General features: G+C 68.7%; 14 protein-coding genes. 11 read left to right on the top strand and 3 right to left on the bottom strand.

The genetic code is table 11. The annotated features are described in order from the left end of the window. Positions 1-93 precede the first annotated feature (93 nt). The 4 genes from ABZX96_RS37575 (at position 94) to ABZX96_RS37590 (ending at position 4,156) form a co-directional block, all read left to right on the top strand. A complete protein-coding gene (locus tag ABZX96_RS37575) occupies positions 94-1,017 on the top strand; it encodes an ABC transporter permease (protein ID WP_355554024.1) in 924 nt (307 codons plus the stop codon). Next, positions 1,010-1,930, top strand: coding sequence for an ABC transporter permease (locus ABZX96_RS37580; RefSeq protein WP_355554027.1), 921 nt, complete (start codon positions 1,010-1,012; stop codon positions 1,928-1,930). The genes ABZX96_RS37575 and ABZX96_RS37580 overlap by 8 nt, the downstream gene beginning before the upstream one ends. Positions 1,931-2,010: 80 nt before the next feature. Beyond that, positions 2,011-2,982, top strand: coding sequence for an ABC transporter ATP-binding protein (locus ABZX96_RS37585; protein WP_355554056.1), 972 nt, complete (start codon positions 2,011-2,013; stop codon positions 2,980-2,982). Then, the gene (locus ABZX96_RS37590; RefSeq protein WP_355554030.1) at positions 2,975-4,156 is read left to right on the top strand and encodes a dipeptide ABC transporter ATP-binding protein; all 1,182 of its coding nucleotides are present in this window, start codon (positions 2,975-2,977) and stop codon (positions 4,154-4,156) included. Before ABZX96_RS37585 ends, ABZX96_RS37590 begins: the two co-directional genes overlap by 8 nt. A 132-nt stretch (positions 4,157-4,288) precedes the next feature. On the opposite strand, the gene ABZX96_RS37595 is transcribed toward ABZX96_RS37590, so the two are convergent. Beyond that, positions 4,289-4,684, bottom strand: coding sequence for an ATP-binding protein (locus tag ABZX96_RS37595; protein WP_355554033.1), 396 nt, complete (start codon positions 4,682-4,684; stop codon positions 4,289-4,291). 158 nt (positions 4,685-4,842) lie between these two features. Between ABZX96_RS37595 and ABZX96_RS37600 the strand changes: the two genes are divergently transcribed. From ABZX96_RS37600 to ABZX96_RS37615, 4 genes are read left to right on the top strand one after another with little or no spacing between them, the layout of a single operon-like run. Beyond that, positions 4,843-5,727, top strand: coding sequence for a helix-turn-helix transcriptional regulator (locus tag ABZX96_RS37600; RefSeq protein ID WP_355554035.1), 885 nt, complete (start codon positions 4,843-4,845; stop codon positions 5,725-5,727). Positions 5,728-5,749: 22 nt separating this feature from the next. Next, complete coding sequence (locus tag ABZX96_RS37605) at positions 5,750-5,938, top strand: DUF397 domain-containing protein (protein WP_355554059.1); 189 nt, start codon at positions 5,750-5,752, stop codon at positions 5,936-5,938. Next, on the top strand, positions 5,922-6,143 hold the full coding sequence (locus tag ABZX96_RS37610) for a DUF397 domain-containing protein (protein ID WP_355554038.1): 222 nt from the start codon (positions 5,922-5,924) through the stop codon (positions 6,141-6,143). The genes ABZX96_RS37605 and ABZX96_RS37610 overlap by 17 nt, the downstream gene beginning before the upstream one ends. A gap of 11 nt (positions 6,144-6,154) precedes the next feature. After that, positions 6,155-6,358 carry a DUF397 domain-containing protein gene (locus ABZX96_RS37615; protein WP_355554041.1) on the top strand — a complete coding sequence of 68 codons (204 nt, stop codon included), beginning with the start codon at positions 6,155-6,157 and terminating at the stop codon, positions 6,356-6,358. Between the two features lie 82 nt (positions 6,359-6,440). Here the strand turns inward: ABZX96_RS37615 and ABZX96_RS37620 are convergent, their stop codons facing one another. After that, the gene (locus tag ABZX96_RS37620; protein WP_355554044.1) at positions 6,441-7,181 is read right to left on the bottom strand and encodes an alpha/beta hydrolase; all 741 of its coding nucleotides are present in this window, start codon (positions 7,179-7,181) and stop codon (positions 6,441-6,443) included. A gap of 463 nt (positions 7,182-7,644) precedes the next feature. Between ABZX96_RS37620 and ABZX96_RS37625 the strand changes: the two genes are divergently transcribed. After that, positions 7,645-8,151, top strand: coding sequence for an NUDIX hydrolase (locus ABZX96_RS37625; RefSeq protein ID WP_355554062.1), 507 nt, complete (start codon positions 7,645-7,647; stop codon positions 8,149-8,151). A 75-nt stretch (positions 8,152-8,226) separates the two neighbouring features. Here the strand turns inward: ABZX96_RS37625 and ABZX96_RS37630 are convergent, their stop codons facing one another. Continuing rightward, a complete protein-coding gene (locus ABZX96_RS37630; RefSeq protein ID WP_355554047.1) occupies positions 8,227-8,487 on the bottom strand; it encodes a hypothetical protein in 261 nt (86 codons plus the stop codon). Between the two features lie 247 nt (positions 8,488-8,734). Here ABZX96_RS37630 and ABZX96_RS37635 point away from each other — a divergent pair, with 247 nt between their 5' ends. Together ABZX96_RS37635 and ABZX96_RS37640 are read left to right on the top strand one after the other, a co-directional pair. Then, on the top strand, positions 8,735-9,295 hold the full coding sequence (locus ABZX96_RS37635) for a hypothetical protein (protein ID WP_355554050.1): 561 nt from the start codon (positions 8,735-8,737) through the stop codon (positions 9,293-9,295). Next, complete coding sequence (locus ABZX96_RS37640; protein WP_355554053.1) at positions 9,285-9,917, top strand: hypothetical protein; 633 nt, start codon at positions 9,285-9,287, stop codon at positions 9,915-9,917. The genes ABZX96_RS37635 and ABZX96_RS37640 overlap by 11 nt, the downstream gene beginning before the upstream one ends. The last annotated feature ends 530 nt before the right edge of the window (positions 9,918-10,447 follow it).

A 10,447-nucleotide genomic window follows, 5' to 3' on the forward strand; every position in this document is an offset into this window, starting at 1 on the left:
TCAACTGCCAGCCGCTTGGGGGCGCCGTGGTGGCCCCCCCTGCCGGCCGCGGCGGGGGCCCCGCCCCCGCGTCGGCGCTCTTCTGGAGGACACATGGGGCGCTACGTCATACGACGACTGCTCCAGATGGTGCCCGTCTTCATCGGCACCACTTTCTTGATCTTTGTCATGGTCTACGCGATCGGTGATCCCGTCGCCGCCATGTTCGGAGACCGGACACCGGACCCGGCCACCGCCGCGCAGATCCGGGAGTCCCTGCACCTCAACGACCCGTTGTGGAGCCAGTACCTGCAGTACATGGCCGGGATCTTCCAGGGCGACTTCGGTACGTCCTTCAACGGCACCCCGGTCTCGGAACTGATGGGCAACGCCTTCCCGAACACCATCAAGCTGACGCTGGTGGCGTTCGTCATCGAGCTGGTGGTCGGCCTGACGCTCGGCGTCATCGCGGGCATGCGCCGCGGCCGGCTCGCGGACACCGGCGTGCTCATCTTCACGCTGCTGGTGATCTCGATCCCGACGTTCGTCACCGGTTACGTGCTGCAGTACTTCATCGGCGTGAAGCTCGGCTGGGCCGCCCCGGCGGTCTCCATCGACGTCACCTTCGACGAGCTGCTGCTGCCCGGCATCGTGCTGGCGGGCGTCTCGCTGGCCTACGTCTCCCGGCTCACCCGCACCTCGATCGCGGAGAACCTGCGCGCGGACTACATCCGCACCGCCACCGCCAAGGGCCTGCCCCGGCGCCGCGTGGTCACCGTCCACCTGCTGCGCAACTCGCTGATCCCCGTCGTCACCTTCCTCGGCACCGACATCGGCGGCCTGATGGCCGGCGCCGTCGTCACCGAGCGGATCTTCAACATCCAGGGCGTCGGCTACCAGCTCTACCAGGGCATCCTGCGGCAGAACTCGCCGACCGTGGTGGGCTTCGTGACCATCCTCGTCGTCGTCTTCCTCGCCGCCAACCTGCTCGTCGACCTGCTCTACGCGGTCCTGGACCCGAGGATCCGTTATGCCTGATTCCTCCTTGCAGACCCAGGCTTCCGTGGCCTCGGCCGAGATCGTCAACGTGGAGCTGAAGGCGGAGAAGCCCCGCAGCCTGGCGGGCGACGCCTGGCGCGACCTCAGGCGCAACCCGATCTTCTACATCTCGGCCGTGCTGATCCTCTTCCTGGTCGTCATCGCGATCTGGCCGACCCTGCTGACCAGCACCAGCCCGTACGCCTGCGACATCACCAAGTCCAAGATGGGCGCGACCGACGGCCACCCCTTCGGCTTCAACACCCAGGGCTGCGACGTCTACGCGCGCACCATCCACGGCGCCCGCGCCTCGGTCATCGTCGCCGTGGGCACCACCCTCCTCGCCGCCGTCTTCGGCTGCCTCATGGGCGGACTGGCCGGCTTCTTCGGCGGCTGGTGGGACTCGATCCTCTCCCGGGTCGGCGACATCTTCTTCGGCATCCCGATCCTGCTCGGCGGCATCGTCTTCCTGTCCGTCATCAAGGGCGGCTCGATCTTCACCGTCGTGCTGCTGATGGCGATCCTGGGCTGGCCGCAGATCGCCCGTATCGCGCGCGGTTCGGTGATCACCGTCAAGCAGCAGGACTACGTGCAGGCGGCGCGCGCCCTGGGCGCGAGCACCTCGCGCATGCTGCTGCGGCACATCATGCCGAACGCGCTGGCGCCGGTCATCGTCGTGGCGACCATCGCGCTCGGTACGTACGTCTCTCTGGAGGCGACCCTGTCGTTCCTGGGTGTCGGCCTCAAGCCGCCGACGGTCTCCTGGGGCATCGACATCTCCGAGGCCGCGAAGGACGTCCGCAACGCGCCGCACATGCTGCTGTGGCCCGCGGGTGCGCTCAGCATCACCGTCCTCGCGTTCATCATGCTCGGCGACGCGGTGCGCGACGCCCTCGACCCCAAGCTGCGCTGAGGGAGGCGTACGTGACCACCACCGTCAAAAAGACCGCGGACGCGCCCCGGCCGGACGCCGGGACCGACCCCGCAGCCCCGCTGCTGGAAGTCCGCGACCTGCACGTGGAGTTCCACACCCGGGACGGCGTCGCCAAGGCCGTCAACGGCGTCAACTACAGCGTGAACCCCGGCGAGACGCTGGCCGTGCTCGGCGAGTCCGGCTCCGGCAAGTCCGTCACCGCGCAGGCGATCATGGGCATTCTCGACATGCCGCCGGCGAAGATCCCGCAGGGCGAGATCCTCTTCCACGGCCATGACCTGCTGAAGATGTCCGGCGAGCAGCGCCGCCGGGTGCGCGGCGCGAAGATCGCCATGATCTTCCAGGACGCGCTGTCCGCCCTGAACCCGGTGCTCTCCGTCGGCTACCAGCTCGGCGAGATGTTCCGCGTCCACCGCGGCCTGTCCAAGGGCGCCGCCCGGGCCAAGGCCATCGAGCTGATGGACCGGGTGAAGATCCCGGCCGCCAAGAGCCGGGTGGGCGACTACCCGCACCAGTTCTCCGGCGGTATGCGCCAGCGCATCATGATCGCGATGGCGCTCGCCCTGGAACCCGAGCTGATCATCGCGGACGAGCCCACCACCGCGCTCGACGTCACCGTCCAGGCCCAGGTCATGGACCTGCTCGCGGAGCTCCAGAGCGAGTACAACATGGGCCTCATCCTGATCACGCACGACCTCGGCGTGGTCGCGGACGTGGCCGACAAGATCGCCGTCATGTACGCGGGCCGGATCGTGGAGCACGCTCCCGTCCGCGAGCTCTACAAGAACCCGGCCCACCCCTACACCCGGGGCCTGCTGGACTCCATCCCGCGCCTGGACCAGAAGGGCCAGGAGCTGTACGCGATCAAGGGCCTGCCGCCCAACCTGCTCCGCATCCCGCAGGGCTGCGCCTTCAACCCGCGCTGCCCGAAGGCGCAGGACATCTGCCGTACGGAGATCCCCGCGCTGCAGACGGTCGGCGAGGCCCGCGGCAGCGCGTGCCACTTCTGGAAGGAGACGCTCCATGGCTGAGCCCAAGAAGCCGAACGGGTCGTCGTCCCAGCCGGTGAAGAAGGACGCGGCCCTCACGAAGGCTCCGGAAAAGGCGGGCCTCGGCAAGAAGCCCGCCACCGACGCGGCCTCCCTCACCAAGCAGGGCGCCGCGAAGGTCGCCGAGCGCGGCGAGCCGATCCTCCAGGTCCGCAACCTGGTCAAGCACTTCCCGCTGACCCAGGGCATCCTGTTCAAGAAGCAGGTCGGCGCGGTCAAGGCCGTCGACGGCATCTCCTTCGACCTCTACCGGGGCGAGACGCTGGGCATCGTCGGCGAGTCCGGCTGCGGCAAGTCCACCGTGGCCAAGCTCCTGATGAACCTGGAGCGCGCCACCGCCGGCGAGGTCTTCTACAAGGGCCAGGACATCACCAAGCTGTCCGGCCGCGCCCTGAAGGAGGTCCGCCGCAACATCCAGATGGTCTTCCAGGACCCGTACACCTCGCTCAACCCCCGGATGACGGTCGGCGACATCATCGGCGAGCCCTTCGACATCCACCCCGAGGTGGCCCCCAAGGGCGACCGCCGCCGCAAGGTGCAGGAGCTGCTGGACGTCGTCGGCCTCAACCCCGAGTACGTCAACCGCTACCCGCACCAGTTCTCCGGCGGCCAGCGCCAGCGCATCGGCATCGCCCGCGGCCTCGCGCTCAACCCGGAGATCATCATCTGCGACGAGCCGGTCTCGGCCCTGGACGTCTCCGTCCAGGCCCAGGTCGTCAACCTGATGGAGAAGCTCCAGGACGAGTTCGACCTGTCCTACGTCTTCATCGCGCACGACCTGTCCATCGTCCGGCACATCTCGGATCGGGTCGGCGTCATGTACCTCGGCAAGATGGCCGAGATCGGTACGGACGAGGAGATCTACGACCACCCGACGCACCCCTACACCCAGGCGCTGCTGTCGGCCGTCCCGGTCCCCGACCCGGAGTCCCGCACCGGCCGCGAACGCATCATCCTGTCCGGCGACGTTCCCTCCCCGGCCAACCCGCCGTCCGGCTGCCGCTTCCGCACCCGCTGCTGGAAGGCCCAGGACAAGTGCGCCGAGGAGACCCCGGTCCTGGCGATCCCCGAGCGGTTCGCCTCGTCCGACTCGCTCGCGGCCCACGCCTCCGCGTGCCACTTCGCGGAGGAGAAGGACGTGGTGGGGGCGGCGTAGCTCTCTTACGGGGCGGCGGGCCCGGCCCGTCCGTCCCGCCCACATGATCGTCCGTGCGGGGCTGTCCGTACGGGCCCGAGGCGCCCGGGGTTGGCTGTGACCCCGGGCGCTTCCCTTTTTGTGCGCTGCTGCTTACGCGGCCTTCGGCGTGAGCGTGAACCACACCGACTTCCCGTTGGGGTAGTCCCGCACCCCCCACGCGTCCGCACACGCCTGCACGATCCCGAGCCCGCGCCCACCGACGTCCCCGGCCTCGGGCGCCTGTGGTGTCGGTGCTCCGCCGCCGGTATCCCACACGGCGATGGTCAGGTCGTACGGCGAACGGTCGATGCTGACGTACGCGTCCTTGGTGGTGTAGCGGTACGCGTTCGTGACGAGCTCCGAGACCATCAGCTCGGCGGTGTCGATCAGGCAGTGGAGGCTCGCGTCCTCCAGAATCCGCCGCAGCGCCGCTCTGACGACACCGACCGCCCGGGGGTCGTGGGGGACGAAGATGCCGTAGGACCAGGTGTCGTCGGACGTGCGCATAGGGCCGCCTCCAGGGCTGTGTTCCTGCTGTGACTGGCGCCACACGTACCGTAGCGAGATGGTCTTACGGTTACAACCTCGTAGCGGAAAGTGATGGTCGCTCTCCGTTCCCCCTCTGTAGCATTGCGCAAGACTGACGCTCGATCAGGGAGGGGTGCATGGGACTCAGGGCCAACCCCACAGGCCGCCAACGGCGATTCGGCGCCGAAGTGCGCAAGCTGCGCGAGAGCGCGGGCCTGTCGGTCGCCGAGGCCGCGTCGCTCCTCGGCATGAAGCCGCCCCACCTCAGCAACATCGAAGCGGGCCGGACGAGCCTGTCGGAGGAGCGCCTGCGCTCACTGGCAAGCGCGTCAGGTCTTATTGATGGAACCTACATCGATGCGCTGATTGAGCTGGGGCAGGCTTCGGGGAAGGGGTGGTGGAGCGAGTATCGGGAGAGACTGCCGGCGTCCTTCTTGGACTACGCCGAGCTTGAGGCAAGCGCGCGCAAGCTCAGCGGGTACGAGCCATTGTTCGTGCCGGGGCTCTTGCAGACACGGGAGTACGCCACAGCCATCCATCACCACGGCTACAGCAGGAACACGTACGAGTGGCACGAGACTGCCATCGAGTTCCGCATGCGGCGGCAAGAGGCGCTCACCAAGAACCAAGCCCTCCAATTTCGCGCGATCATGCACGAGGCCGCACTGCGTCCGACACTGGGCGACGGCGAGGTCATGCGCGATCAGTTGCTCAAGCTGATCGAAATGGCCCGACTCCCAAACGTCACGGTGCAGGTACTGCCCTTTGACGGCCCAGTCCCTTACGGCACACCGTTCATTCTGTTCGAGCCAGGCATCTCAAGGCTGGGGACGGTAGCGGTGCCTCAAGTCCACGGCACCGTCTACCTGGGCGATGAGGTTTCTCTCACCCGATACAACGAGGACTTTGAGACCCTAAGCCGACTTGCTCTTCCGGCAGTTGGTGAAGAAACGATGGGGAAGAAGCGTCTACGGAAAGACTCGCTCGGGCTGATGCAGCAACTCCTGTATCCGATGCTCTAGGAAGGTGCGAATGTCTCGCTTGATGTGGCAGAAATCCAGCTTCAGTGAAGGGGGGACCGAGGCGTGCGTAGAGATATCGGCAGGCCCGGCAGGCACTTCGTATCTCCGTGAGAGTGATGCGCCAACAGAGATCATCGCTACGGATTCTGCTGTCTTGCTCAGCCTGATGCGGGTGGTCAGGGAGGGCCGTTTCGATGGTCCCATGCCGTAGGACTCGAAGGAACGCCCGCTCTGGCTGGCAAAAGTCCAGTTTCAGCGAGGGGGGCGCCCCGAACTGCGTCGAGGTAGCCACCGACTCGGCTGGCATCTACGTTCGGGAGAGCGAGGCACCGGCAGAGGCCATCGCTACCAGCCCGGCTGCTCTGCGCGGAATGGTGCGGTCAGTAAAGAGTGGCCGGTTTGAGGTCTTTCAATGAAGGAGTAGGTCATGTGCGGCCTCGTCTGGCAGAAATCCAGCTTTAGCGAAGGACACACGGAAGCGTGCGTCGAGGTGGTCGCCGACTCGGCCGAGGCTTACCTCCGAGAGAGCGACGCCCCCACGACCATCCTCACCACCACCCCCACCGCCCTACGCGGCCTGGTCCGTGCGGTGAAGGAAAACCACCTCGGCAGGCTCACCCGAAACCCGTAAAAAGCGACAAGACCAACCCCGTGCGGCGCCGGACAGGAAGTCCGGCGCCGCTCGGCACTCACGATGGCCTGGCGGCCCAGCGTCACTTCAGATGCCGGTTGAAGAACTGGGCCGCGTCCTCCCCCGCAAACTGCGGGACGCCGGTGTGCCCGCCCATATTGGCGATCAGGGACTTCTCCTGGGAGCCGAAGGCGTCGAACAGGTCCAGGGCCGCCTGCCGGTCGTTGCGTTCGTCGTCCCACTGCAACAGGACGTGCAGTGGAATGGTGACCCGGCGGGCCTCCTCGAACGTGGCGCGAGGCACGAAGCTTCCGGCGAAGAGACCGGCGGCCACGATGCGCGGCTCGACCACCGCGAGGCGGACGCCGATGGAGATCACTCCGCCCGAGTACCCGACCGGACCCCCGATCTCGGGCAGCGACAGGAGGGCGTCCAAGGCGGCCCGCCATTCCGGGACCGCCTTGTCGACCAGGGGGAGGACGAGGGCGTCGATGATCTCGTCACCGACCGGCTCGCCGGCCTCCATGGCCCGGCGCAGGTCGGCGCGGGCCTGCTCGGCGGCGGCCCAACGGGGCCGGTCACCGCTCCCGGGGAGTTCGATGGTGGCCGCGGCGAAGCCGTCCGCCAAGGTGCGCCGGGCCCGTGCCACCAGCCGGGGGTACATCGTGCGCAGCCCGAGCGGGGGGTGACCGAGCAGGATCAGCGGCGCCGGTGCGGGGGCGGACGCGGGCGTCCACAAGATGCCGGGGATCTCGCCGAGGGTGAATCCGCGTTCGAGGACGCCGTCGTCGAGGCGCTGTTCGCAAGTGAAGTGAAGGGTCATGGTCGTGCCTTTCGGGAGTGCGCTGGAACGGCGCTCCCGGACGACCTATCGCCCGACCGTGACCCCTGAGGAGAGCACCCACGTCGATACGTTCACGGGTACCACCTCCTCGTTCTCTCGCACGGCCGCCGCGAAGGTACCAACGGCCGACGCGGCCAGACAAAGGGTTTTTACGTGGATTCCTGACGCCCTCGCCCCAGCGTTGCGCGGGTAGCCGAGGCGGGCGGCAGGTCTGGCGGCACATGCGCGAAAAGACTTGCGCGGCGTGGTCCGACGGCTCCTCTCGGCTCGTCTCGACCGTTGCTCCGGGCAGGCGTCGGTGTCTACGGTTCGACGGCAGAAGCCCTGTTCCAGCGGAAGGCATACGGAGGCGCAGGTGGCGGGCGACTCGGCGGAGGTCTCCACGCGAGAAGGCGACGACCCGACGACCGCGCTCACCGCCGCCCCCGGCGCCCTGCGCGACCTGGCGCGCCGCGAAGGAGAACCGCATCGGCGGGACCATTCGAGCTTCCGGCTGGCGGCGTACGCCGTTTGCGTCGAGGACGGGCGCGTGCTGCTCGCCCGTTACGTGTCGCCTGAGGGCCAGTCCACCTGGACTCTCCCGGGCGGCAGGGTCGAGCACGGGGAGGACCCGTTCGACGCGGTGATCCGGGAGGTCGCCGAGGAGACCGGCTGCGACGCGGTGGTCGAACGCCTGCTGGGTGTGGACTCGCGGACGATTCCGGCAGCCGACGCCCGCGCGGGCGTCGAGCACCAGAATGTCGGCATCTTCTACCGGGCCCGTATCACCGGCGGCCGGCTCCGGCCCGAGCCGAACGGGGCGACCGCCGAGTCGGTCTGGACTCCGATCCCCGACGTCGCCCGCCTGCGCCGGTCATCGCTGGTCGACGTCGGTCTCGCCCTGGCGCGGTCCCTCCCGGCGACCGGCCATGTCCCGCCCGTACCGGTCGGCGGCCTGATCCAGCACTGAGGCACGACCGACATCCATCTGGCCTGCTCGCTCGTCGACGAGCCGCCGTCCCCACAACCCACCGCCGTCGCTCTCTCACCCGTCCAGCGCCGCCGCCATCCGATCAAGATCGGCCAGGAACTGGCCGAGGCGCTCCTCCGGTACGGCGTCGGTCATGCGCTGGTCGATGGTGTAGACGGCGGAGCGGGCCGCCGCGAGGCGGCGGTGGCCCTCGTCGGTGAGGTGGGCGGGCAGGGCGCGGCCTCGGTCGGTGGTGGCCGGGCGGGTGAGGAGGCCGGCTTCCTGGAGGCCGCGCGTGCTCGCCGTTCCCGCCCACGGCGAGCACGCGGCCCGCAATCCGAGAGCGGGCAGGCCCGGAAGCCGTGGGGGAGTGCCGGCGGCTCGTAATTCGGGTGACAGGGCTCCGTCCCACCGGCATGATCGGGCGATTGTTCTGCCAACGGTCCGATTTCGGGGGTACACCACGTCCATCGAGCAAGAACCGCGAGCCTGGTCGCTGCTGTGGGCCGATGCCGACCCTCGCCGGAACATCTTCGAATGGGACGACGACGAGGAGGCCCGCCTCGCGGCACTGGTTGCCCCGATGACACCTCCCACGAGTGCGGACGGGGTGGAACAGTTCCGCTTCACGCGATCGGTGACCGCCCTCCTGACGTCGCGCTACGGGCGCTGGGCCTGCGGGTGGGACTGGTCGATCCACAACGGTGGACCCGTCGCCGCCTGGTGCTGCGACGGGCATTCGGTCGGAGAGGCGGAGCCGACCGCCGCGCGGGTCGTGGCCTCGTTGCTGGAGTGGCGTGACTGGCTGGAGGACATGGCCGAGCGGTTCGAACGGCTCGCCCCGCTTCCCGGCGCGGACGCCGAGGAACGCAGCTGGCATCTGGAGCGTGCGGCGACCCGCCTGGTCACCACGGTCGTGGACCGCACCCACGCCGAGGCGGGCTGGCACGGGCTCTGCGTCACGACGCTCACCTGGTTCCTGTCCTCCACCGGCCTGGGGCCGGAGGAGGCGAAGAAGGCGGTGGATGCCGCGATCGGCGGCCGGTTCAAGAGCTGGGCCGAGCCCGCCCCGATCCTCATCGACGAGGTGGGAGAGGACCTGGCGGTCCGCCTGACCGGTCGCGGGTTCTACCGTGAGCGGTGACGCACTGGCCGTGTGGTGCCAGGTCAGGGAGCAGGTGGACTGGTCCTCGGCGAAGGCGGCTCCGGTGCCCGTGCGGCCGGTCGTCGACGGACTCGTCGCCTGGTGTGACGGCCCGGTCCGCCACCGCGACCCGGCCCGCGCCGACCGCCTGCTCACCGCGGCGGCCCTCTCCCGCACCGCGGCCACGCGAGGAGAACCGCTCACCCCGGCCCTGCTCGGCGACTGGCAGAAGCTGGTCCTCGGTCTGCCCGACGTGCGCTTGCGACAGGGGGACGCCTTCGCCAAGGGTGGCCGGGAACGTTACGGGCTGACGCCACACACCTGGCGGGACTTCGCCGCCTGTCTGCGCCAGAGCGGCGACCCAGCGGTCCCCCTGCCCGCCAGGGCGGCCAGGGCCTATCTCGACGTGGCCTTCTTCCACCCCTATCCGGACGGCAACGCCCGCCTGGCGCTGCTGGCCCTCGCCTACGTCCTGGAGACGGAGGGAGTGCGTCTGGACGAAGTGGGGCCGCTGCAGACCACTCGCTACGCGGACGATCCCGTCGGTGCGCTCGACCTGGCGGACCTCGTCTCCGTGCTGATGCGTGCCACCCACCGTCGGGCGACGGCAGCCGCACGGTGAGAGAAGCCGCATCGTGAGAGAAGCCGCCACGGCGACCGCCCGCGCCATCACCCGGCCCCGACGCCCCCGCTCGATCTGGTGCGCGCAGTGAAGCGCAACCACCTCGGAGGGAATCGGCTGAGCGGGTCGACTTCTGGCCCCGTGCACGCCGGCGGGGGCATGGAGGCACGTAACCGGCGATCAGAGCTCGTGGTGGCTGAGCGACTGGTGGCGGACGAGCGGCGGAAGGTGGGCCCGGGGCGTTTGAAACGCCTCGGGCCCTCGTGTACAGTTCTTCGAGTTGTCGCGGAGCAGTAACGGTTCTGCGGCACACTTCTCGCCGCACCGGCGGCACCCACTACCGCACGACTCCTGAACAGGATGAATTTCGGCATGCCGAAATTCTTTCCACCGGGCCGATTAGGCGCCGGACAGGAAATCCGCTAAAGTAGTGAACACGCCGGAAGGCGCGAAAAACCCGCCCATCGGGGCCGGAAACGGAAAGCGGAAACGCGAAACGGATCTGGTAAAGTGGAAACCGCGAGAAAGGC

Source organism: Streptomyces sp. NPDC003077, from assembly GCF_040611095.1.
Taxonomy (GTDB): domain Bacteria; phylum Actinomycetota; class Actinomycetes; order Streptomycetales; family Streptomycetaceae; genus Streptomyces.

What these genes read in the sequence shown, in the direction of transcription:
- ABZX96_RS37610 (WP_355554038.1), top strand. Translation starts at nt 5,922, where the DNA reads ATGGTCCCATGCCGTAGGACTCGAAGGAACGCCCGCTCTGGCTGGCAA.
- ABZX96_RS37635 (WP_355554050.1), top strand. Translation starts at nt 8,735, where the DNA reads ATGACACCTCCCACGAGTGCGGACGGGGTGGAACAGTTCCGCTTCACG.
- ABZX96_RS37615 (WP_355554041.1), top strand. Translation starts at nt 6,155, where the DNA reads ATGTGCGGCCTCGTCTGGCAGAAATCCAGCTTTAGCGAAGGACACACG.
- ABZX96_RS37605 (WP_355554059.1), top strand. Translation starts at nt 5,750, where the DNA reads ATGTGGCAGAAATCCAGCTTCAGTGAAGGGGGGACCGAGGCGTGCGTA.
- ABZX96_RS37595 (WP_355554033.1), bottom strand. Translation starts at nt 4,684, where the DNA reads ATGCGCACGTCCGACGACACCTGGTCCTACGGCATCTTCGTCCCCCAC.
- ABZX96_RS37590 (WP_355554030.1), top strand. Translation starts at nt 2,975, where the DNA reads ATGGCTGAGCCCAAGAAGCCGAACGGGTCGTCGTCCCAGCCGGTGAAG.
- ABZX96_RS37575 (WP_355554024.1), top strand. Translation starts at nt 94, where the DNA reads ATGGGGCGCTACGTCATACGACGACTGCTCCAGATGGTGCCCGTCTTC.
- ABZX96_RS37620 (WP_355554044.1), bottom strand. Translation starts at nt 7,181, where the DNA reads ATGACCCTTCACTTCACTTGCGAACAGCGCCTCGACGACGGCGTCCTC.
- ABZX96_RS37600 (WP_355554035.1), top strand. Translation starts at nt 4,843, where the DNA reads ATGGGACTCAGGGCCAACCCCACAGGCCGCCAACGGCGATTCGGCGCC.
- ABZX96_RS37580 (WP_355554027.1), top strand. Translation starts at nt 1,010, where the DNA reads ATGCCTGATTCCTCCTTGCAGACCCAGGCTTCCGTGGCCTCGGCCGAG.